The following is a 23,775-nucleotide window of genomic DNA, read 5'->3' on the forward strand; positions in this document are numbered from 1 at the left end:
CTGTGGGAAGCGACATGCCAAATAATGATTAAATAAATAATAAATAAGATTTCAATCCACGCTTCCCTGTGGGAAGCGACAAGATTATTTAACATTTATGAAAAATTGTATATCAATTTCAATCCACGCTTCCCTGTGGGAAGCGACGGGGTTATTAATTTCAAGGTTCTACAAAATAAAAATTTCAATCCACGCTTCCCTGTGGGAAGCGACGGCTACTAACGCTTTAATGCTGCGTGATACATTTATTTCAATCCACGCTTCCCTGTGGGAAGCGACAATGCTTTTACTCAGTCGAATGGGATAAACACAAGAGATTTCAATCCACGCTTCCCTGTGGGAAGCGACAGCAAACAATAATAGAAAACTCTCTTCTGTGAAGATTTCAGTTTAATTCCTTAAACTTTTCGTCACAAACTACAATTACAAATTCAATATCCTACCATATTTCAATAAAATCTTTATTATTTCGCGGTGCGAATCCCCCGGCAATTCTATGTTCACTACACATTCGCACTAGCACTAAATAATGACTGTATCCTAGTTTCCTTGTATATATCTTCGCCATAAATACTTGCAAAACCTTGTTCCTTAGTAGTTTTTTTGATACTACCGCAAACAAAATTATAGTGACCTTGCTCTCAGGCAGGAAGAAAGGTGTACTGATCCTCACTTCCGGCTGCCTCCGGTGCGGAGGGTAGCTTGTGAAAGAGACTTATATGGGAAGGGCCAATCGAAAGTGCGGTAATTGTGGCCAAAATGGAAGACTGGACCCCGGCAACCAATATAAAATGCCAGTCCCACTTTGAAAGGCCTTTCAAAGTGGGACTGGCATTGCAATAATGTCACACCACCCAATAGTTGAGATGGTGAACATCCCTGTGTACTTCCTAATTTGTCAGAATTGATTTCCATTGTGTGCAAGTCAAAACCTCTAAGCCCTCAAAACGGTGGCTCTCCATTCCCTTATCCAGCACCAGGACTGAGGGAATGCTCTTGACAGCATATTTCTCAGCAAGATTTTTTTTCGTTGCCATATCGACGCTGACGATTTTGCAATCCAGACCATCTTCCTTGGTTGATTTCTCTAAAGCCGAGCAATAGTTCAGACTTTCATTATCTTGAGCATTAAAGAACAAAAGTAAGACTCTTTTCTCACTTTGCATAACATTGCGGTTAAAGTCATTCAGTTCTTCAATGTATCTTTCGGCTGCAACAGCAGCAGTTGCACCATCTCCCGCAGCGGAAACAACTTGTCTGAGATATTTTACCCGGTTGTCACCCACTGCATAGACCCCTTCAAGGTTGGACTTCATCAGGTCATTGGCAGGGATATACCCTCGTTTATCCATCTCCAGGCCACTGTCTTTAAGATAGCCCGTGGAGGGGACCATGCCTACAAAGAAAAAGACACCCTGACAGCTAAGCTCTGATGTCAAACCGGTTTTCAAATTCTTGATTTTCACCGCCTCGACATTTTCCTCTCCCAGGACTTCTTCGATGGTTGAATTCCAGATGAAGGCCATTTTTTCATGATTTAACGCTCGTTCCCCGCTGACTTTATTGCAATCAAGAATACCCTCCTCATGCAAAACAATGACCGTTACTTTACGGGCAAACTTGGCGATGAACATGCCTTCTTCAATAGCCTGGTCGCCGCTGCCCACAACAACAACCTCATCCCCTTCGAAGAACTCTGCATCACAGGTGGCACAATAGGCTACGCCCATACCACGCAGTCGTTTTTCACCGGGAATATTAAGCAGCCTTGGCTCGCTGCCACAGGCCAGAATCACCGCTTTCCCGAAAAACTCCTGGCCTTTTTTCAACACAATCTTCTTTTCTGCCTGGGAAAAATCCGCCCGGACAACCTCACCTTTTAAAAATTCCACCCCAAAGGTATCGGCATGTTTCTTGAACTCATTCATGAGATCCGGCCCGCTGATTTGGGCATAGCCCGGATAATTGACGATTTCCCGGGTGGTATTGACTAAACCGCCAATCCCTCCTTTGTCGATAACCAGGGTCTTCAGTTTAGCCCTGCCGCCGTAAATAGCGGCAGAGAGCCCGGCGGGTCCGCCGCCAATTATAATTAAATCATAGCTGTTTGCCATTCTTTCACTTTCCTTTTTCCATTATCAGAATCAGAATTTCCCCTTGGGCGGAAGTCCGCCCCTTACTTGAGGGTGTCGGATATTTTGTCTTCGATTTGCTCCTCCTCAACCTTGCCGGCTTGTTTTCCCTGGTATTGTCCGCCGTTAAAGTAGAGGATCTGGGGAACTCCTTTTAAGGAAAACCGCTGGAATAAGGACTTGTCTTTTTCAACGTCCACATAGTAAAAACCGAACTTTTTCTCATAGTTAGGCTGCAGCTGCTCCAAGACCGGTACAACCTCCTTGCAAACGTGACATTCCTTCCTTGAGAAGATAACCAAACATGCTTCGCCGTTATTATAGACGGCTTCCTCAAAACCCGCGGCGTTTAATTGTTTTAATGACATGGTTTAACTCCTTTCCAGTGCTTCTATCCTTTATTTTAGCCTCAAAACCCTGTCCGGCATAATACAGGTTTTGTTATAACTGGTATGTGAAAAATACTATTCCTTACTGGTGTCAGCTTTCTTATAAAGAAATTATATATTCAGAAGTCTATGTATACCAAGGAAAACCGATGGGCCGTAGCAAAACTCGAAAAATTTTCGAGATGGTGGTGCGTTATCCCCCCAAAAGAGGATTGTACATCTTGACGTGGTGAATAGATCCTCTTGTATATGGGGAAATATCGAATAAAGTGAGGATGTAACAAACAGGAAAACAAGTTTTGTTACATCCCCCTTTCACAACTACTCTGAAAAAAGCCTAAAACATACTTAATCGACCCGAAAGACAGGCGGCTTCGATCCACAGGAGAGAACCATTGCATAGAGAGGCGGTAAAGCCTACAAAGCTTGGGAGGGAAGCGAAGCCACAGGTTCACATCAGGTACTACCCGGAGGTTTGGCACGAAAGTGTCAGGTGGACATTTTCGCTGAAACGGCAATCTCCAAAGAATATTTATCCGCTGAAGATAGCCCCGCCCAAGCGAGTAGGCGAGCCTCGGAATGCTGGGTGAGCGGATGTGGGCGACTGCCCGCCCCCCGAGCAACTCCCATTTTCATCCCTGCTGGTGCCGCCTTAGCAGCAGCCAAAATGGCTACTCTTTTTGCACACAGAAGCCTGCGGATCCTCCAAACCCTTTTGTCCCCGCCACTTCGACGGTTCTTTGCGGTTCCTTGCCTTTAGCTCCCGGAAGTCTGTAGTCCTTATTGTCAATCTGTTCAATAGCTACTTCTTCTGGTTTTTCCAATTGAGGTACATAATCATAAGGATAGCGGTAGGCACGGTAGATCATATTAATGGGAATTCCCGCCTCTGAGCCCCAGTAGGGAGAGATATATTCCCAAACCAATTCATGCTCACTGGTGACTTCAAGCAAGCGGCCATCCGAACCTTCCGTAATCAGGGTGTTTCCGTTAGGCAGCCTTTGGGCACTGCTGATAAAGGGACTGTAAAAATGAGAGGCATGGAATGGCATGCCATGCCCCATTTCCGCCGGCGAAAACTGCCAGATGATTTCCATAGTCGTCGGATCGATTTCCAAGACGCGGGAGAAATCCCGGCGAACGGCTTTATTCCCTGTGGCTGTGATCTGGCTTGGATTGTCATAGCCTGCCCAGCCGCCATTGTCAAAGATCAGAATATTACCTGCCCCAGGCAAACCAGCGGGTATCATATGCGCGTGATGCTGACCGATGATCACGCCGATTCTGCGGGTTTGTTCATTTTCATCATAATCAGGACCCAGTTTCCAAACGATCTTCCCTGTTTCCTTAGCAATAATGGCGATAATATTGGTTTCCCGTCCATCAAAAATGATGTTATCAGGATGAAAGCGCTCATCCCCGGCATCATAGAATTTATTGGGGCCGAGAGTGCTCATACTGTTGACGTGCATCCAGTCCGCCCCTGCTGCCGTCATATTTGGGTCTCTGAACAAGGCATTTTTAGCGGCATTACTAAAGCCTAATTCATCAAAATGCTCATTGAGGGCCCATTCCCAGACAATTTTGCCTTCCCAGTCTACTTCAATAATCGTATCATCGTGCAGCTTTTTATCCGTGATTTTATGATTGTGCAAGTTGCGGTGACATAAAAGCAAGGTGTTGCCGCTGTCTATTTTGCATTCCATGCCTGGTACATAGTAGCCGACGGGATTTCCTTCCCTCTGATAATCGTGATGTTGTCTGGCCATCCATTGGGGCTCTTCTCCCGGATCTTCGATATACTCTAAACGGTCAAATTTCCAGACGATATTGCCGTCCCAATCCACTTGAACTAAATCTGTCTGATCCTGGAAACCGCATAACATTGTTCGTTCTCCCAGACTTCCCATGACATAGCCGCCTTTTAACAGCTTGCTGGGAAAGCCTTGGAGATCCTTCCAAAAGCTGACCACACCGCCGTTCATATCAATCAAGGTTGCACCATGCTCATTAGCAGGAAAAATTGTATAGCCATTAAAGCACTTTTCCGGATTGTAAATTGTAACTCCTGTTGGATGGACTGATGGATGACCCATTGAGAAAACCTCCTTAAAATTTGTATTTACACCTAAACTCAATTCCCTTGTTATGAATAGGGAATTCTTTCACCGAATCAAGTGAAATGAGTAAAGAGCTTCATGATTGAGCCCTATTAATAGAAGAAGCCCATAAAGAAGTAGTTAACAAGAAAAGCGATCACCGTGATCACAATGGCAGTGATCACACCATATTTATAGATGTCCTTGGACCGAATCCACTCAGTATTTGGGAACAAAATCACCGAAGCAGCGGAGGCGACGGGTGTTAAGATGGCATTAGTACTAACCACCATAATCAAGTAAGAAATTTGTTCCGGATTGATGCCCAAGACAGAGGACATATTGACCACTGCCGGCAAAAGCAGAGCAACAACCACCATATTAATCATGAAGTTGGTCAAGATAAAGGTGATTAAAGTGATAGCAATCACGAACACAAATGGAGATAAACTGGTGAACAACGGAGTCAGATTTTGTTGAAGATAAGCATTGATCCCCGTGGCAGGGTTCATTAAGCAACCGCCAATGGCTAAAATAATGAGGGTCATAGCCAACATATTCCAGGGTATCCCCGCCCGAGCGAGAGCGGCAAAGTCGAAAATATTTTCGCCATCCACCTTGACCAGGGAAAGAGCTGTGAAGACTAAGACAATAACCCCGACAACACCCATATTATTGAGAACCTGATATAGGGCAGTTGTTTTTGGCAATAAACTTGGTAGAAGCAAGAGAGCAATAAAGACACTTAAAGCAAGAAAAGCTATTTTTTTCGTTTTAGTCAATACCAGCTCTTGAGGGTTAATCATTTCTCCCGATATTTCTTTGAGGGGTGCTATATCCAGCCTGAAGACATATTTACAAAGTACGAGATAAGCAAACATGGAAAGGATACCTACTGGAATGGTGTAGATAATGTAGCGGATCATGTTCCCGGGTTCCCCCATGATGTTGGCGTAAACCCCTAAATTAACGATAGCATTACTGCCCCAGGGCATTGCCGAAAGGCTCAGGGCTCCCATCATAGCGACCCCAAAGACCATCAAGGTCGGAAATTTATCCAAGGGCTTTTGCTTAACAATTTTGGTAATGTTGTAGACGATTTCCCAGACTAAGAAAATCCCGATAAAGATGTTGACTAAGCTACAAATAACATAAGCCGTCAGCAAGATCATAAAAATCAAGCGCCAGGGATGTCCCTGGATAAACTTGCGGCTCATCAGCCAAGCTGCTAAGAACTGGCTTACACCCACTTGCTCTAAGAACTTGATTAAAACAAAGGCCAGTACCATGAAATAAAAGACATCCCCGCCCCAGCCCATGGCGATGAATTCCTTCATAGTAACTACACCCGTCAGGGGGAACATTAAGCAGCTTAACAAGCTGGGCCAAACCTGACCGGTAACCGACCAGCCGTAAACCACCGCCAGAAAGACAAAAAACACTCTAACTCCTATGGGGGTAATTGGTGCCGGAGCAGGTAAAATCCAGCCTAAGCCAACAATTACAAGAAATCCAAAAACTTTGACTAATTCTTTATGCCCTTTTAATTCATCTGCCATGTCAAAACCCTCCACCAATTAGTTCGTCTAAGTGATTTAACCTTACCGCCTTCCTCTTTTGGATTAACTTACAAATTAAAGATTCCCAATTATGATTGTGCACAATCGTGCATATTTAGCTAAACAGATTTCAATCCATCTTTCATTTTTTTATTGTATATTAAAAAAACTAATCCGAATAATATAGGTTTTCTTATAGTTAATATGTCAAAAAAAATATACTTACAGGTTTTGACCCCTGTAAGTATAGGTTGGCGACATGGATTCCGGTCGTTGAAGGATCCATCATAATTGATCTGTAATCAACTCTTTGACGATCGTCAGCAATTCCCGTTCAATAAAGGATAAGGACTCCCTGCTGGAATATAGAATATAAATATTGGCTATCTCGCTTAATTCTTTACCTTTAATAGGTATAACCTTGATCCTGCCGCTTTTTACATACAGATCATTGACGGCCAGGGTCTCCGGAAAAATAGAAAAGCCAAAGTCATCACTAATCAGTTTCTTTAACAGTTCCATATCTTTGACAACCACCGGCTTGAGAAGTGAACGTTCCAAGTCTTTGGACATCCTGGCATAGTTTTCTTTGTAGGAAATCATCCTCATATCCTTCAGCTCGGATGCACTAACCCATTCCCGTTCAGCCAAAGGATTATTACTGCTGATAAAAAGTGAGAGTTTTAAATGTTCCCCTCCTGGGATTTCTTCCCAGGCGATGTTTTTCTCTTTGAGCTGGTTAATAAAATTGTATTCCAGACCAACCATGCAGCTGACGATACCTACGGAATAGATCCCTTTATCCATCAGATCCACAATTTCATAATAAGTCGCCTCATGAATATGGAGGTTCACATCAGGGTAAAGTTCCCGAAATTGCCTGAGCAGCCCTGGAGCAATGGCATTGGCAAAGGCAGCAGGCACTGCCATCTGGAGATTTCGGATCGAGACATTGGTTTCCTCCATGATTCCCGTGATCTTGTCACTTAAGTTCAATATATTTTCGGCTAGCCTTAGTATATCTTTCCCTTGCTCCGTAGCAGCAACTCCTGCTTTGCTGCGTTCGAATATTTTCAGGCCCAGTTCCTCTTCCAGATTATTGACGGATATACTTAAGGAAGGTTGGCTGATAAACAAGTCAATGGCCGCTTTGGAGATGGATTGTTGCTCTTGAATCTTGACAATTTGTTTAAATTGTTCTATGCGCATTGCCCACCTCAAACATTATTATAAATGCATTTTTCTATAATAATAGCATTTATAACCAATGTTTGAAAGCTGAAGGCTCCACCTTTTATTTTACTCCAACAGCATGATCGATTTCATTCATCCAATCAGCAAGTGCCCTGCAAGGAGTTGGACTGACAATCTTCGTTTTCTTAAAAAAGGCATAATAGATTGCTTTAATCAGCAAAAAAGAATACATTTGCCTGTAGGCACAATCCATAACAGCACTCAAAGATGGAGGGTCCTCCTTGATCACTGGTGCTTGATAATCTATGGAAATCTGACCAGCGTCATTTCTTGTTACTCTCACAGAGTCCTTGATACGTTGAATCTCCTCTTTTAAAAACGCGTCCATTCCAACTCCTCCTTTATCCCTCGCCTTTACTGATGTCCTTCTTTTCCATTATCATAATCCCTAAGATTTTAGAAGTAAAATTGGAACTTGATATTTTAAGTATTAGTTTTTCCTATCCAATTTAGAATTGTTTTCCACATATAATTTCAACAAATGCAAAAACCCGGTACCCAGGAGCGTATTGATAAACTATTAGACAATGTTCTGGCTTTCTTTATATAATTAAACGCTCCGCCCCTGATTCTTCACGGTATTAATGATTCCAGACTGGTACCCTTTAAAGCATATGGTCATTTCCTATTCTGATGTAGCTCTTCCAAGAATATAGAACGCAACTGATTGCCTCCCCTGACAGTAAAGGGCCATCTAAATTCGTTACCAGTGACGAATTTGGATGGCCCTTCATATCTAAAATCACTAAAATTCAAAGTTCTAAACACTCCTTTAGGGGTTTAGAGTTCTAAGTTATAGTCAACGGAGCTTTTCTTGGTTAACCCGGTAATTTCCGGCCTGATAAACCATCTTTTAAATTCTTCCGGCATTATAGGAGCCAAATATAATTCACGGCTTAACTATGTGGAAGCTTTTATCATCTCCATACCAACGTTTTTAAAAATACTTTAAAACAAGCACTCTTACCTTCCTTAGCATTTCTTAATCTCTACTATAATTTCAATCCACGCTCCCATGTAGGGAGCGACACGTAAAGCTAGAATTTCATGCGGATATACAGAGATTTCAATCCACGCTCCCATGTAGGGAGCGACTCTGCCGGCCGGGCCGCTAATCCCGGCACCAGAAATTTCAATCCACGCTCCCATGTAGGGAGCGACGGAAAAATGTTGAGAATACAAAAAGGTTGGTTACAATTTCAATCCACGCTCCCATGTAGGGAGCGACCGTGTATGCCGCAATCGTTGGCTTGGCAAGACCTGTATTTCAATCCACGCTCCCATGTAGGGAGCGACTTGTTTTACACTGGCTTCGAGGTATCCATGTTAATTTCAATCCACGCTCCCATGTAGGGAGCGACGTTTCGGGTCTATTCACTAAATCAAGTTAAGGAGATTTCAATCCACGCTCCCATGTAGGGAGCGACTTTATACGATTACGCTTGTCATATCTTAGAGAATATTTCAATCCACGCTCCCATGTAGGGAGCGACCAATTAAGCAAAGTCCTTATAATCATTCTACACTTATTTCAATCCACGCTCCCATGTAGGGAGCGACTCTCTTTCCTCTTTCGGGATAGTGACCGTAAAAGATTTCAATCCACGCTCCCATGTAGGGAGCGACGTACGAAAATCTGTATTTGTAGGAGGGATTTGTATATTTCAATCCACGCTCCCATGTAGGGAGCGACAATGGGAAAAAGATAAAATGGACTCACTCATAAAATTTCAATCCACGCTCCCATGTAGGGAGCGACCCGACAGCAGTACAACGAATATAAAACACACAGGAATTTCAATCCACGCTCCCATGTAGGGAGCGACCAATAACCCGGCAAACATCGACAGCCTAGCCGCAAAATTTCAATCCACGCTCCCATGTAGGGAGCGACGTAGCTGACCTAAGCTGATAGCTTGTGTACGAAAATTTCAATCCACGCTCCCATGTAGGGAGCGACAAAGCTTTATAGACTCTTTTGTTTTCCTGTAATTATTTCAATCCACGCTCCCATGTAGGGAGCGACACAAGTGACGTAGCAAGGTTTTTTCGTACATATGGATTTCAATCCACGCTCCCATGTAGGGAGCGACTTAAGGAGTGATTATTTTATGAATAACAATATTAATTTCAATCCACGCTCCCATGTAGGGAGCGACGCACGGAAGTAGCGGGATGAGGGAATCAATAGCTATTTCAATCCACGCTCCCATGTAGGGAGCGACATGGAATAGTTTATGCGAACTTCGGTGTGGCCGGAATTTCAATCCACGCTCCCATGTAGGGAGCGACAAGTAAAACCTGTCGGAGCAATCGAAACTATTGGAATTTCAATCCACGCTCCCATGTAGGGAGCGACCGCTGAGTACGTGGACAAGTTGTTTGAGATAAAGATTTCAATCCACGCTCCCATGTAGGGAGCGACAAATTCTCAACGAGTGAACAGAGAGCATTCCAAATTTCAATCCACGCTCCCATGTAGGGAGCGACCGAGATCATGTGGTTTTTGCATCGTACCAATCAAGATTTCAATCCACGCTCCCATGTAGGGAGCGACTTGACGGCAAGCAATTAAGGACTGCTGATGAAGTGAGATTTCAATCCACGCTCCCATGTAGGGAGCGACGCAAGAAAAGATTTTAGGCACGACTCGAGAGATATTTCAATCCACGCTCCCATGTAGGGAGCGACTCAACTCAAGTTATTCGCAAGCAAACTAGTTAAGTATTTCAATCCACGCTCCCATGTAGGGAGCGACGATAAGAAAAAATGAAGCAAGGCATGGAAAAAAAATTTCAATCCACGCTCCCATGTAGGGAGCGACATGTACTAGAATTAGAGGAATTTAACATCATTAAGATTTCAATCCACGCTCCCATGTAGGGAGCGACAGCAAAAACTAATAAAACTATCTTCTAAATTGAAAGATTTTATTAGTCTTCTTGTATTTTTCACAAAAAACGCCACTCCATCCCCCGCATTTTCTGCACATTCCAACAAATTCCTTCCCATTTCGCGGTGCGAATCCCCCAGGGATTTTATGTTCGCTTCACATTCGCACTAAATGATCAAGGTATCCTCAACATCAAAGGAATCCTTGGCTCCTACATGCTCAACCTTATTCTTATAATTATTCCCCAGCAAATAAAACCTCAAGCTATCCTTCTCCGTATCAATAATCTTCTCCAACTTATGCTGAACCTCACGGAATTTAGCCGCATCCAGCACACATTCAAAGACCGAATTCTGAACACGCTGCCCATAGTTCACACATTGCTTGGCAACGTGACGCAACCGCTTTCTACCCTCCGCCGTTTGAGTATTTACATCATACGTAATAAGTACTAAAATCCCCTCTCACCTACTTCCACATAAAGGCTGGGTACGCGTCCAAATCCCCCCGGATAAAGCGGGCCAGCAGCATAGCCTGGGCATAAGGTACCAGCCCCCATTCCATTTTTTCCTGCAGAAAGGGATGCCTGATCTCCTCCTGCTTCCGGCTTTGCCAAGCCTTAAGAACAGCTTTTCTCGTATCATCATCCATAATGACCGCTCCGTTTTCCATCCGGGTAAAGCCGCTGCCATTGACTTCTCGTTTATTAATTAAAGATATAACAAACCGGTCCGCGTAAACGGCCCGCAGCTCTTCCATCAGATCCAAAGCTAGGGAAATCCTTCCCGGTCTGTCCCGGTGCAGAAATCCCACATAGGGATCCAGTCCCACGGTTTCCAACGCCGCCGCAGCATCATGGGCCAAAAGGGTATAGACAAAGGAGAGCATGGCGTTGACATTGTCCAAGGGAGGACGTTTGTTCCGAGAATTAAAATAGAATTCATCTTTTTGCTGAAGAATCAAATCATCCACTACTCGAAAGTACTGGGCCGCAGCTTCCCCTTCAAATCCTCGCAGCTGTTCTAAATTCTGACTATTTTCAACCAGCTTCAAAGCCTTGACCAGGGTCTGGCAGACTCCTTTTAATTTATCCACATCCAGCCTGGCCCCATGATCCCTGGTTGCCCGCTCCACCACCCAGCGGGCGTTATATATTTTTCCCAAGAGAAAGGATTGAGCAATTTTATGGCTCTCCGCTGCATCCTCTGATAACCTGTATTGAGCCTTTCGCAAAGTGACATTACCCCTAACTTCACCCACAACCCTGCTCAGGAATTTTCCGCTGGGCTTCATAAAACTCAAGGCGATATTGCGTTTGGCACAGGCACCCATCAGGGCCGGACTGGCACCGGTATAGCCGAAGGCAACAATGCCCTCCAAATTATGCAGGGGAACTCTCAGCAACTCTGCCTCATCCTTTAAAATCACAATATTTTCTCCATCAAGGGACAAATAAGTATTGGGCGAAGTTACATAGAGGGTATTCAATAATTTTCTCATTCATCAACCTCAATTTCCGAAACATTCTTCTTCATATAAGCCAGAGCCGAGGGATTTTTACACAGCTTAGGCAGGCAAAGCTCACTGAGGGAACAGGCTTTGCAGCCTTTGGTCGGCTTTACCTTGGGCGTATACCTTCTGTCGTACAGTTCATGCATCTCTTTACAAATCGCCTTTACCTGTTCCCGGATCTCCTCGTCAAGCAGCACTTTAAGCCTGCGTTTAGTTTCCCTATAAAACAGAAACCCTTCGGGAATCGTACACAAGAGCATTTCTTCCAGGCACATGGCCTGAGCGCATAATTGCAGCACATCTGCATTGTCCAGCTTGGGCTTGCCTCGTTTATACTCCACAGGAACCGGCTTATACGTCCCCTCCCGGCCATAGAGCGTGACTCCATCCCGGGACTTGTGGAATTCCACCACATCACAAGCCCCGGTAATCCCTAAGGTGCGGGAAAAGATTCCCATGCTCCGGGATATGATCAAGTCTCCTCGTTTTTCCTTGATGGTATTATCGTGGGTTTTCTCGTGCAGGATTGCACCCTCAACGGTGCGCAAATTTTCCTGCCACTGCTGTTCAATATGGATCAAGGCCCACTGGCGCTTACAAAAGACGAAGTGCTGTATCCCGGATAAGAGCAGGAAGTCGTCTTCTTGGTATTCTTGACTCATATCATACGCAGACACTGCACTTCGGCAGGAACTTTTTCAACGTCAACTCTTACGTCATAATCAGCATAAACTCTAGCTGGTCTTGTTTTATCTTTGCGCTCAACCGTTATGATATCGAACAGCTTATAGGCTTGAGTATTACCAAATTCGCTGTCATGTTTAAAAACGATTAACTCTCTGACATTCATTTTCCCTCTTGCCGCAGAATGATCATGCTCAAACATATTAATGAGGGCTTCCCACAGAAGCTGTAAATCGTCTTCAGAAAATCCGGTTACATTTTTCGCCAGGTTAGCGGAGATATATCCTTCCGCCCGATAGAGCGCATAAGGTACAATGTATTTTCTGCCCATTTCCGTTTCTTTCTTCTTAAAATCTTCTTCTGTTGTGATCGCAACCCTGGTTATCGTAACTTCTTGTTGAACAATCGGATCTATGCTTCTGGCAAACCCGATCTGCACAGGGCCTCTGACTTGCCCGCAGTTTAGTTTGGCCTTGACGAAAGTCGTCATAACAGCGCCAAAAGTCCTGATATCAAAAAAATTCTCACACATGAAATCCCGAATCTGGTTGTCTTTTTCACCCTTGCTCTTTTGTGCTTCTTCCTCCTTGATACCCAAATATTCATAAGCCGACTTATCGCTGGTGTTCAAGGGAACACCGTCTTTGATATATATTTTGTAACCCTTGCTGTCCCCTTTCACAGTTTCAACATAATTTCTGATTTTTCTTTTCAGGCAGACATCGGTAACAATCCCGTAACCTGTTTCCGCATCAATTCTGGGCATATTACCGGCATCAGGATCTCCGTTTGGATTGCCGTTTTCGACCTCGAATAAAATGACAAATTCATACCTGTTCTTAATAGCCTCACTCATTATTCTTTCGCCTCACTTTTTATTATTATTGATAGAATGCATTCCTTTGGTGGTAGTAACCTAAAACAAACACACCTTGCTGCTCTAACGACAAATTTGTCGGAAATGGGTTATTGTCTATATCCATTTTTTCTAAAATATCACCGATCCTTCTATCACTGGTATATCCATAGTCCGCTTTTGAAATATGGTGCTGAGTCAATCGCAGCAGGACGGGAAAAACCGAGGCCGGTGTGGCACAAGCCGATGTAAAATACCGGTCTTTAATGGTTGCATTTATCCTCGGATTGGCATCCTGCTGTGCCTTTTCCAGCACTGCGAATAATCTTCCCAAGATATAGGCGCTGTTTTCACTTTGCTCATTCAGAGCCATGGCTAATACCTCCTTGAATTCTTCTGTATTTCTGGATAAATACGCTTTGATGATTGACGCTTTATAATAACTGATCTCTTTTTCCGCTTTAATCCTCAGCATGATGGAATTATACAGACCTGCCGGATATTGGGTGCCAGTAATAATCGCCTTCAGCACAGCGCCGACAAGTAATGGTGAAGCTGCCTTATCCTTGGACATGGGGGATACTGTTTCGTTTAACAACCTCCATACAGAAAAGATATCCGGATCGGTAGGATATTGTTTTTCTATCCTTAAATCTTCGTAATGCCTTCCGACTTTTTTCACAAATTCCCCAAAAGAATTGGCGACAAAAAACCTGACTGCCAGTCTCGCTGCGTTTGGGGATATTGCCAGGATATAAAAATTTGTTTCTTGATCAAAGATATTCGATAAATCACTAATAGGTTTGCCTTGTGCTATTTTTTCAAAGACAGAATTTATTTCTCTTGCCGCTGCTTCATCCTGCACCAAGTTCTCCCCGTTATTCACTGTTCCACCATTCAAATAGAGCGCCATAAAATCCTGATAGATTTTCTTAGGGCTTTCCGCCCAAAAGACAATCGTTGCATCACCCAGATTCAGCTTATGGGCACTATCCGCCAAAAGATGATTCAACACGGTAGTGTAGGCAAAGGTTGCGTATTCACTCACCGGGGCATTCAATCCCTGTTCTTTTTCATGTCCGTAAGACTCATAAGCCCGCTCATTGAAGGAAACTATTGAGCCGCCTGAGGATTGTGCACCACGGACCCCCTTAATGCTGGGGTGCAATCTGGCAATCGGACTTTCCTGGCCAGTTACCAGGCATTGCATGGTATTCGTATTGTCTGAATTGCTTTTATATGTTTCCCAGGCTTGTCTGATCTCCGGGTTTTGATGAGCAAATTCCCCGCCATTAATCTTAATTACAAAATTGGCACCGGATAAAATTTTATCCAAATATTCGGCCAACGCATAATGTTCCAGTGCGTGATCAACCTCCCAACGGTTCACGAAATTGACGACCGCCTGTGCCGTTGCATTGTTAACATCCTTCAGTATTTGCAGATGTAATTGCTTAAACGCTTCAAAACAGGCCTTAGCTCTTTCAGGTTTCCCTTTATTGTCCACGCCGAATACATAGCCCGCGTTTTCACACAGGAAATTTGATTTTATCCCGACGGATTTCTTTTCCTGTTCCGGCACTTCCATGCTTTGTGGAATTTCCACCATTTTTTTGCCGCGCTGGGCACCGATTTTAAGCGGAATAATGTTTAACAGTTCTCCTTCTAAGGATAAATTAACTGCGTAAGACACATTCACCTTGCCGTAACCCAGCTTGGGAATGTTGCTGTCCTCATTATTAGCCAGAATTTCATAGTACTTAACGAGTGACTGTAAAATCATCTGACCACCTCACGAGCGGATAAATCAATAATCCCGTTATGCATAACAGCTCTGAAAAATACAGGCTGGATATTTTCGGGATCTGTAAAGTCCATATCATAGAGCATATAGCCAAGGTCTTTTTCTCCGGTCAAGCCGGATTCGGGCACGTCTCCCTCAAGCAGCCTGAAATTTGCCGGAAACTCTCTACAGCCAAAGCAAGGCTGATGATAGCACTGACCTTTTCTCATCCTCCGGAGCGCGATATTGTAATGTTTTTCAATAGTATCCGTTTCTCCGGCCTTGTCCGTTAACTCAAAGTGTGCTTTAATAATATAATGGACATTCTTGAGAATCATTGAGGCTCTTTGCTGTCTGTCCTCATTCGTATTGATGTATAAGGGCTTGGTAGCGCCGTTCATTACCGAATCGACGGATCTAGCCGATATTTTGGAACTGACTTCATTTCTTCTGACATTGGTAAATTCAATTGGATTACAGACATGTATCTTGTCGATACGCCAGACAATCGCCGGTTTCCAGTATATGGCATCAATAATACCGCGGGCTGCCGACGGTGTGATGACATCATAGCTCACTCGTTCTACTTTCATCTCCGCTCTGGCAAAAAGCGCATAATCCCCCCACGTTTCCAAGTAAATTCCATACCCCATTTCATTACCAACTTTCTTATTTTAGTTTTTAATAGCCTTATATTGATTGTTACTTTAATTCATGTTGTAAATTTTGTCAATATACTATTCAAATCTTTTACATTTGACAGGAAAAATTATAAATGTTAAAATCAGCTGTCATTTCGAGATGACGTGTGGATTGAAATAGTACCTAAGCCAACGTTTCTCCCGAAACGTTAGCAGCTCTTCATGGGAGCGTGGATTGAAATCTTTTCAGAGCTACTCAAATTAGGTAGCTCTAACTAGTCGCTCCCTACATGGGCGCGTGGATTGAAATTTATTTTAGTTATTAATTTAAACATTGCATCGGGCAGCCAAAGATAAAATCATTGGCTGCCCGACGTTTTAGGCAAAGATCGCTACACCGGATTCCACATTAAACTCAAGGCCTGTTTTTTCATTGTACTTTTTGATATCCCGCAGAATATAAATCCCATCGTCAACAATTTCTATCAAGCCTGCTCCATTCATGGCTTTGAACTCATTTTCATAAATATTAACGGAATACGGCTGTATCACCCTTAAAATCCCCTTATACTCGCTGACATAACGCAACTTATGAATCAGCTCTTCGGCCTTCTTGTCAAACCCAATAACAATCGGTATCGTATTTTCATCAATTAATTTAAACTGACCGGCAATTTGTTTGAAATTGAAATTAAAATTACTGCCTTCCGCTCCACTTTCCATCGTTTTAAAAATATTATGTATATCCAGTCCTGCCTCGCCTTCATAGTTATATAATTCTTCAAAATAGGACTTGATAGCTTGTGGAGAAAGAATGTCCTCATATCTTGTCATAATGCTTTTAGCCACCTCAATTGGCCGTTTGATCGAACTAGGCATATTTTGGGTATATCTACTTTCCGGTTCGAAAACATTGACGATGCCTACTTCAAGCTTATTCTCTCTGTTGCACCGACCTGCAGCTTGCACAATGGAATCAATTCCGGCCATTGCTCGGTAGACCACAGGAAAATCCACATCAACACCGGCCTCAATTAACTGGGTGGAAACCACTTTACAAGACAGCCCGTCTTTTAACCTTTGTTTTATTTCCTCTAATACGTCGCTCCGATGTTTGGGGCACATTCTCGTTGATAAATGAAAAACCCCTTCTCCCAGTAATGCCAAGTATATTTCCCTGGCGTGTTTTTTGTTGTTGACGATGCATAACACCTGATCACAGCTGTTCAGTTCCGCTGCGATTTGCGCTGTTTCCATTTGTCCTCTTGGGGTAACGTGGGTTCGCCGAAAAAATTCATATAAGTCTTCCGTGTTTTCACATATCTCATCCACCGTTATTTCCTTCGGAAACCTGTTTTTTAAAGATGGCTGGGTAGCACTGCATAATACGCAGGTTGAGCAATAATTCCTGACTAATTCGGAAATCGCCATCAGACAAGGTGTAAGAAACGGCGTGGGCAACATTTGCGCTTCATCAAAAATGATGACGCTGTTGGCAATATTATGGAGTTTTCTGCACCGTGAAGACTTATGGGCAAACAAGGATTCAAAAAGCTGGACGTTTGTTGTTACAACAAACGGAATATCCCAGTTCTCTGAAGACAGCTTTAGTTGGTGCAATACCAAATCTTCGTCATCCTTAAAATCAAAGTTCGAATGATGTTCTAAAACATTTTCCTGCCCTAAGATCTCTTTAAAAACTTTTCCGGTTTGTTCAATAATGCTTGTGTATGGAATCACATAAATAATTCGCTCCATACCGTGCTTCAGTACATGCTTCAAGGCAAATGCCAAAGAGGAAATAGTTTTACCCCCGCCCGTGGGAACAGTAAGGGTGTATAGCCCTCTTTCGCTCTGCGCTTTTTCGAGACAACAATGAAGTATCTCAGCTCTTTTTTGATTGATTTCACGTTCCGTATCCTTGAACCCATTTGTATATGTGTTAAGCTTCTCATGGAAAAGCGGATAATCGTAATGCGTGCTTCGAACCACTTGGCCCATACTCATGAAGCTTTCCGTGTCGAGGAAGTCGGCATCCACCAGGCACGAATAAATCATCCTTACAAAAAAAGACAGGGAAAAACCGCCCTTATTCAAGGGTTTTATATTAGGCAGCCTTCCCGGTAAACATTCACGAGTATTAATCTCATTTTTAAAATACGAGTAATCATGAAGCTGCTTCGCTCTTTTTAGCCGTCCATTTAATGTTGTTTCAATTGCGGTGTCGCTCTTACTTCCACCGTCCGGAAGACCGCCATGATGACCGGCAATACAATAGGCCAGCAACTTTCCCAGTGAAACAAAGGCTTCATTAATTTCAATTGCACCTGCAGTCGAATGATCCACCCGGGCTTTCGAGTTATTGATAATTTTATTTTGAAATTCCGTCGAGTACTTTCCGATATCATGCAGCAACCCGCATACATAGGCATAATCGCCATTATGGAAGCTATCAGCAAACTTCTTAGCCTGATTGGCAGTATTCTCTAAATGTGTTTTCAATCTTTGGGATTCCGAATCATTTTCTCTACGATGAGCAATATGCATGATATCTGTTCTCCTTTTTTCATTAGGGACACTTCGAGTCCACATTTCATGAAAAATTCCATCTTTCCAAGTAACCCGCTGGGCCATTGTGTGAGATATCCTTTTAAGTCAAAAGGATATCTCACAGCACCCAGTCCCACCCTCTTCTCTTGCTAGGCATTGACTAAGGCTGACTGTACTGCTTCCTCAAAAAGAATAATATGAAAACATAATTCTTCTCCGAGGCGGAATTCAGAACGATCCATTTCAGGGAGAATACTCAAATAGAAATTCGGAATATCCTGCTGCCCGTCACTTAGGCTTCGTTATCGTAAAGATACTTGTACAGATTATAATGCAAAGCCTGTCAGACTGACCCGCACGAAGTAGAACCTAAATATATATACCGGCAATGTAGCAGTTTCCAGAGATAGTAAGTATACCTTCATTAGCAGGTATTTCAAAAAAAGGCGACTTACTGTTCCATGCTTCTTACTCCGCTTAATATACTAACATTCATTTAGTGTCATTATTATGTAAATTCTTTAAACCTCAGGCAAATTCCTGCCTATAAGCTTCAATTATTTTTCGAATATTACACTGGAATAAACTATATTTAGGTGAGTAGGATTTCAATTCACACTTCCATGGGAAGCGACCACGAAGCTTCTCTTGCCGTGATATTGGCCGCTTTCACCCACCTCTCCGGATAACAGATTGGCAGAAAGACCTAAAGATTCTTTCTTGCATCACAACACTTTCCCTGGTGACATTATCCAAAATAGCCGGAGCTATAGGCCGAGTCTTCTCTTCCCATCGGCCGCCAGAGGCTGCACGCATAATCTTGGAATTGGTTATAGCATGTTAACAGTTCTTAAAAAATTGCCCTGGACTGCTTAGTGCAGCCCAGAGTAATTTAGTTTCTATGGTTAATTCATGATTTTCCTAATTTCCTCTTCACTCAGTCCTGTAGCCTTCATAATCATGTCGACTCCCATACCTAGCCTCAGCAAATTTTCCGCCACTTCCAGCTTACCCTTCTCCATGCCCTTTTCTATACCTTTTTCCATGCCTTCTGTGATTAGCCTTTCCGCAATAGTCATAAAGACTTCACTCCTTTCCAGAGAAATCTCTTTAGCTAGCTCGTAGACCGTCTGAAATTCCAAATCATTTCTGGCACTCATGATGTAGCGGATAAAAGTCTCAAAATACTCCAGCCCATTACCTTGGTTTTCCATCTGATTAAAAGCCATGATAGATTCTTCTAAAGTCTTCAGAAATACTGTGTAGTCCTGTTCACAAATGTCTCTTAACAACTTTAAGAATATCTGGCAGACGAAAGGACAGGGACTTGTCTGTTATGCCTTTTCAACCATATCCTTACTTACCTTACAAGCTGTCTTATTGTAACAGCGTTTATTGATATTAAATCCACCCTTTAACTGACAGACAAGTCCCTATCCCCTTGCCCCCCTGGAGGGGCAGTCTGATGATAATTAACGTTGTAGACACACATTCATCCGTGTAGTAAATGCTCCTTCTTCGTGCATATAGTGTATTATTAACACTGATCAACATCAATGATACCATGTGTATATCCGAGTACTTATAGTTATATTTCCAATTCATCTCCCCATTGAAATAAGGGAGATGAATTGGCGGATTGTCCTAAATTAGCTCCCCATTAACAAAGCTTCACGAAGAGTACCTCTTAGGGAAGCTTTGTTAATAGTGGTCACCTAAATAAGAAAGACTAAATTTTAATAATGGCTTATCTAGATCGAAAGCGCTGCCGATTTAGATAGATCCATAAATAGTGGATTATTGCTAACTGGATATTTAGATGCTTTCTGACTTTTCTAATTGTATATATAAATTTTCCAACTCTAGCTGCGCAAGAGTAAGCTTCTCTTCCGAATCCGCAGACATGGCTTTTGCTTTCTGTGCTATCTCGATAGCATCAGCAATCATAGCGCTGATGCTGACTAACAACCTCTCTATCCTTTTATCCTGTAGGTTAATGACTTCCCGCTCCATAGATTCCTCCCGAATACATAGCAAAGATTTGATAATATTTTAAGGGAATATCCCTTAAAAGTCAATAATGGATATTCCCTTAAGGCATACTTATTCTGAGGTGATTTCTGTGTACGAGAGAATCCGCAATATACGGGAAGATAGAGATATGACCCAATCCCAAATGGCAGAGTATCTGAGAATTCATCAGACAACCTACTCTGACTATGAGATTGGCAAACTAAATATACCAGTACAGGTTCTGGATAAAATAGCCGACCTGTTTGAGACCAGCATCGATTATTTGGTAAACCGCACGGATGTTGAGATACCCTATCCTCTCAAGAAATAGGTTATGCCGATATAGAAAATGCCGTCAAAACCCGCAGAGTATTCGCCTCAGTCTTGACGGTTTTAATATATGGCGATTCGATTTCTTCTTACGGTATCATCATCTTCAGCCTGAATGATTAGAGTAGTTTTTTTTGATACTACCGCAAACAAAATCCAAGACGTCTTCATCACTAACACTCTAAAGCACGAGAACAACTAATTAACTTCATAAGTTTCTGAGCAGAGACAAATGATTCATTGCCTTCCCTTTTCCTCGGTATTGCGCCGAAGGGGCAGCCAGTAAACTCAGTTTTAGAACTAAAAATTGCCCTTGGACAGCTTAGTGCAGTCCAAGGGGCAATATGCTTCTATGGTTAATTCATCATTTTCCTGATTTCCTCTTCACTCAGTCCTGTAGCCTCTATAATCATGTCGATTCCCATACCTAGCCTCAGCATATTTTCCGCTACTTCCAGCTTACCCTGAAAAAAGATGCAAGGTAACAATAGCATACTGCGAGCATTCCACGCAGCCAATTTTCGTTAAGACCAAACTTTTGGCTCCATTTCGAAATCAAGTCTGAATTGAGAAAACCCGGATTTTCAACTGTGGGCAGTTGAGAGGTCATCGCAAAAATAAGTATTTTGTGCAGAACCTGCCGTAATTCGAAGGGCCTGGGTTTTCTTAAGTCTTGATGCAGTCCGGCTTATCTTCTCTGTTTTTAAGAGTATTGATCCAGGAAATTATGGTATCTAAAACAAGCTTTCCATTCCCCGCATTACAATGATTTTCAGCGTGTTCCTGAGCTGTGAATAATCTCAGAGTCATGGATTTAACATTGGTAAGAGCATCAATGATCCTTTTGTATTCAGCCACGGCCAGAAAGTGATCTTTTTGGGCGCCGATCAGCAGATAGTCCTGAGAGACAGCCGCAGCTGAACTTTTGTACTCAAATAACTGGACTTTTGCTAAGTAGTCATAGGGGGTTTTAACGCCCATATTGTAGCAGCCATGCCTCACATTCCAGTCGGCGATAGGCTCCCGCTCCATCATTTTACGAAAGATATAATTAATCACTGATCTGCTCCTTAGTTTCATCAGCAAGGGGATCATTTTTCGGACTATTTTTGGCCGGGATGCCAGGATACTGTCAAAATAGCTTATCATCAGGCTCCAGGCTATCACTCTTTTAACACGTTTTTCACAAGCGGCCGCCCGTGCAACAAGGATTGCTCCTAAGGATAAGCCTATTAAGGTGACCTCATTCAGCTTGAAATGATCCAGAATAGCCTTAACCGGTTTATGCCATTCATGAGTTAAGGGTATGCCCTGTTTTCTTATCACCGCTCCCTGCCCCGGACCTTCAAAAAGGTAGACCGTAAATCCTTTTTCTCTTAGATATAGGATCATGGGTAAAAATTCTTCCATGTAGGAATCGAAACCGCCCTGTAATAAAATTGTATCAACGCTTTCGCCTTCCGGCTCCGTGTACAATACGGGCAGAAAGCCCGATTCATAGGGGACTTTGTCCCGCTTCACCATTCCTGATTCAAACAGTGGCGCGTAATGCTCATAAAAGAGCCGGATTGCCTGGTCATAGGTCTTGATTTTTTCAGGTTCTCCATCATACATAAAGAACTCGGCCATTCTCCAGTAGGCAATGGCTTGTTCGATTCGCTCCTCCTTCATTGCCTTATGGGCAATTGCCAGCATTTCCCTGATCCAGGCGGCCGAATCAGTGATTTTTGCCGCCGCTTTTTTCAGCTCCAATAAATCGCCCTGGCTCCAAGAGTAGGTCCTGTTCAGTTGGTAATTAAAGTTTGGGTCATTATGCAGTTGATGGGTGCCCACTCTGAAATAATTTTCAGATCTATTCATCTTGTTTCCCTCCCAAATATCGGTTGACCCCATTGTATCTGAGAGGGAGGTTGGGATACTTGCAAAAATGCGCTATGGTATCTGCTGAAAGAGGGCGGTTTTGGCGAAATCCGAATAAGCAAGCCCAAACATTCGTTTACAGGTGTTGGCAAAATGGGATGAACTACCAAATCCAGCCCGGATACAGGCTGAGGTCAGGCTTTCCCCGACGGCGGCATAGGCACAGGTTTTTCGCATTTTTTCAAAAACAAGATAGCTGCTGAGGGCAACCCCGACTTCTTCTTTAAACAAGTGCGACAGCCGGCTGCGCGAAAGAAAGGCTTCCCTGCAGAGCAGATCCATTGTATCCTCGTAGATTCCTTCCAAGTTTAGAGCGCGCTCCAATACACAGTTGATTCGCCGATCATAGTTTGAATGGGCGATGCCGTTTAACTTGCAGGCGGCTAAGACAGCTTGGTCAAGGGCCTTAGCATCATTTTGGTAGGCTTTCCAGCCTTTATTGACTTTTTCTGCTATGGTATCCTCTATGACGGAGCATGGTTCTCCCTTTAAATAGTTTGTCTCTAATTCCCGAGAAAGCTTGCTTGTCTCGTCAAAGAGAAATACCAGCAATTCCTTTCCATTCTCCTTGACCGTATGTTCGATATTGGAATTGATGCAGACCCCTCGACCGAATAGCCGTAAGTTTTCGATCCTGCATTCAACCTCTCCCTCAGTACAAAAAATCAAGTGCTTGGCCAAATGCCTATGAGGAGCTGGGTCTGAATAATTTTTGGCAATCAGGATATGATCAAAAGTCCAAAATACCTCTTTCAATCTCTTACCTCCCGGTTGGGCCTCTTGATCTAAGTTTGAGGTTCAGCCAAATGTGAGCTAGGGCTTTTGTTAGGGTAGCTTGCTTCAATCTGAGATTCGTGACTAGGGAGATTTCACGCTCCCATGGGAAGCGACTGACTTATCATAGACTAAGGCACACTTGCTTTAAATTTCAATCCACGCTTCCCAGTGGGAAGCGACAAGCCATCAACGATAAATCTATCTCAGACTATATAAATTTCAATCCACGCTTCCCAGTGGGAAGCGACCTCGATGGTTGATTGTTGGAAGTGCTTATAGAGTATTTCAATCCACGCTTCCCAGTGGGAAGCGACATTGTAACATTAACCTAATGGTAAAAAGGAGAATAATTTCAATCCACGCTTCCCAGTGGGAAGCGACCA

The 23,775-nt window shown here is 43.2% G+C and carries 20 protein-coding genes and 3 CRISPR repeat arrays (1 of these 23 only partly in view); of the genes, 1 reads left to right on the plus strand and 19 read right to left on the minus strand.

Going from position 1 to position 23,775, the window contains the following annotated elements:
• Positions 1-48: 48 nt before the first annotated feature.
• Positions 49-348: a CRISPR direct-repeat array (repeat unit 32 nt; unit sequence ATTTCAATCCACGCTTCCCTGTGGGAAGCGAC).
• A gap of 542 nt (positions 349-890) precedes the next feature.
• From LJE72_RS06745 to LJE72_RS06820, 16 genes are all read right to left on the minus strand, one after another.
• Positions 891-2,114, minus strand: a complete 1,224-nt coding sequence (locus LJE72_RS06745) for an FAD-dependent oxidoreductase (protein WP_229246864.1) — start codon at positions 2,112-2,114, stop codon at positions 891-893.
• Between the two features lie 62 nt (positions 2,115-2,176).
• Entirely contained in the window at positions 2,177-2,500 is a 324-nt protein-coding gene (locus LJE72_RS06750) for a thioredoxin family protein (protein WP_229246865.1), read from the minus strand.
• 510 nt (positions 2,501-3,010) lie between these two features.
• Complete coding sequence (locus LJE72_RS06755; protein WP_229246866.1) at positions 3,011-3,187, minus strand: hypothetical protein; 177 nt, start codon at positions 3,185-3,187, stop codon at positions 3,011-3,013.
• Between the two features lie 5 nt (positions 3,188-3,192).
• The gene (locus LJE72_RS06760) at positions 3,193-4,617 is read right to left on the minus strand and encodes an aryl-sulfate sulfotransferase (RefSeq protein WP_229246867.1); all 1,425 of its coding nucleotides are present in this window, start codon (positions 4,615-4,617) and stop codon (positions 3,193-3,195) included.
• Positions 4,618-4,733: 116 nt separating this feature from the next.
• Positions 4,734-6,179 carry an SLC13 family permease gene (locus LJE72_RS06765; RefSeq protein WP_229246868.1) on the minus strand — a complete coding sequence of 482 codons (1,446 nt, stop codon included), beginning with the start codon at positions 6,177-6,179 and terminating at the stop codon, positions 4,734-4,736.
• 285 nt (positions 6,180-6,464) lie between these two features.
• A complete protein-coding gene (locus LJE72_RS06770; RefSeq protein ID WP_229246869.1) occupies positions 6,465-7,388 on the minus strand; it encodes a LysR family transcriptional regulator in 924 nt (307 codons plus the stop codon).
• An 85-nt stretch (positions 7,389-7,473) separates the two neighbouring features.
• Complete coding sequence (locus LJE72_RS06775; RefSeq protein WP_229246870.1) at positions 7,474-7,761, minus strand: hypothetical protein; 288 nt, start codon at positions 7,759-7,761, stop codon at positions 7,474-7,476.
• A gap of 669 nt (positions 7,762-8,430) precedes the next feature.
• A CRISPR array of direct repeats spans positions 8,431-10,324; the repeat unit is 32 nt; unit sequence ATTTCAATCCACGCTCCCATGTAGGGAGCGAC.
• A gap of 169 nt (positions 10,325-10,493) precedes the next feature.
• Positions 10,494-10,784 carry a CRISPR-associated endonuclease Cas2 gene (cas2, locus tag LJE72_RS06780; RefSeq protein WP_229247047.1) on the minus strand — a complete coding sequence of 97 codons (291 nt, stop codon included), beginning with the start codon at positions 10,782-10,784 and terminating at the stop codon, positions 10,494-10,496.
• A gap of 10 nt (positions 10,785-10,794) precedes the next feature.
• A complete protein-coding gene (cas1c, locus tag LJE72_RS06785) occupies positions 10,795-11,826 on the minus strand; it encodes a type I-C CRISPR-associated endonuclease Cas1c (RefSeq protein ID WP_229246871.1) in 1,032 nt (343 codons plus the stop codon).
• Entirely contained in the window at positions 11,823-12,500 is a 678-nt protein-coding gene (gene cas4, locus LJE72_RS06790; RefSeq protein ID WP_229246872.1) for a CRISPR-associated protein Cas4, read from the minus strand. The genes cas1c and cas4 overlap by 4 nt, the downstream gene beginning before the upstream one ends.
• Entirely contained in the window at positions 12,497-13,378 is an 882-nt protein-coding gene (gene cas7c, locus LJE72_RS06795; RefSeq protein WP_229246873.1) for a type I-C CRISPR-associated protein Cas7/Csd2, read from the minus strand. Before cas7c ends, cas4 begins: the two co-directional genes overlap by 4 nt.
• Positions 13,379-13,403: 25 nt before the next feature.
• Positions 13,404-15,161 (minus strand): type I-C CRISPR-associated protein Cas8c/Csd1, encoded by a 1,758-nt coding sequence (gene cas8c / locus LJE72_RS06800; protein ID WP_229246874.1) that lies wholly within the window; start codon positions 15,159-15,161, stop codon positions 13,404-13,406.
• Positions 15,158-15,814, minus strand: coding sequence for a type I-C CRISPR-associated protein Cas5c (cas5c, locus tag LJE72_RS06805; RefSeq protein ID WP_229246875.1), 657 nt, complete (start codon positions 15,812-15,814; stop codon positions 15,158-15,160). The genes cas8c and cas5c overlap by 4 nt, the downstream gene beginning before the upstream one ends.
• 366 nt (positions 15,815-16,180) lie before the next feature.
• The gene (gene cas3 / locus LJE72_RS06810; RefSeq protein ID WP_229246876.1) at positions 16,181-18,436 is read right to left on the minus strand and encodes a CRISPR-associated helicase Cas3'; all 2,256 of its coding nucleotides are present in this window, start codon (positions 18,434-18,436) and stop codon (positions 16,181-16,183) included.
• Positions 18,437-19,257: 821 nt separating this feature from the next.
• A complete protein-coding gene (locus LJE72_RS06815) occupies positions 19,258-19,644 on the minus strand; it encodes an Rpn family recombination-promoting nuclease/putative transposase (protein ID WP_282437853.1) in 387 nt (128 codons plus the stop codon).
• Positions 19,645-20,167: 523 nt separating this feature from the next.
• Positions 20,168-20,365: a hypothetical protein gene (locus LJE72_RS06820; RefSeq protein WP_229246878.1), complete on the minus strand. Its 198-nt coding sequence runs from the start codon at positions 20,363-20,365 to the stop codon at positions 20,168-20,170.
• A gap of 109 nt (positions 20,366-20,474) precedes the next feature.
• Here LJE72_RS06820 and LJE72_RS06825 point away from each other — a divergent pair, with 109 nt between their 5' ends.
• Positions 20,475-20,696, plus strand: coding sequence for a helix-turn-helix domain-containing protein (locus LJE72_RS06825; protein ID WP_229246879.1), 222 nt, complete (start codon positions 20,475-20,477; stop codon positions 20,694-20,696).
• A 355-nt stretch (positions 20,697-21,051) separates the two neighbouring features.
• On the opposite strand, the gene LJE72_RS06830 is transcribed toward LJE72_RS06825, so the two are convergent.
• The 3 genes from LJE72_RS06830 to LJE72_RS06840 all read right to left on the minus strand — a co-directional run bounded on the left by LJE72_RS06830 (position 21,052) and on the right by LJE72_RS06840 (position 23,371).
• A complete protein-coding gene (locus tag LJE72_RS06830) occupies positions 21,052-21,189 on the minus strand; it encodes a hypothetical protein (RefSeq protein ID WP_229246880.1) in 138 nt (45 codons plus the stop codon).
• A 172-nt stretch (positions 21,190-21,361) separates the two neighbouring features.
• Positions 21,362-22,555: a serine aminopeptidase domain-containing protein gene (locus LJE72_RS06835; protein WP_229246881.1), complete on the minus strand. Its 1,194-nt coding sequence runs from the start codon at positions 22,553-22,555 to the stop codon at positions 21,362-21,364.
• Positions 22,556-22,627: 72 nt separating this feature from the next.
• Positions 22,628-23,371, minus strand: a complete 744-nt coding sequence (locus tag LJE72_RS06840) for a helix-turn-helix domain-containing protein (protein ID WP_229246882.1) — start codon at positions 23,369-23,371, stop codon at positions 22,628-22,630.
• Between the two features lie 169 nt (positions 23,372-23,540).
• Positions 23,541-23,775: a CRISPR direct-repeat array (repeat unit 32 nt; unit sequence ATTTCAATCCACGCTTCCCAGTGGGAAGCGAC); it runs 797 nt beyond the window's last position.

The organism is Desulfosporosinus shakirovi (assembly GCF_020595055.1).
GTDB classification, from domain to species: Bacteria; Bacillota; Desulfitobacteriia; order Desulfitobacteriales; family Desulfitobacteriaceae; genus Desulfosporosinus; species Desulfosporosinus shakirovi.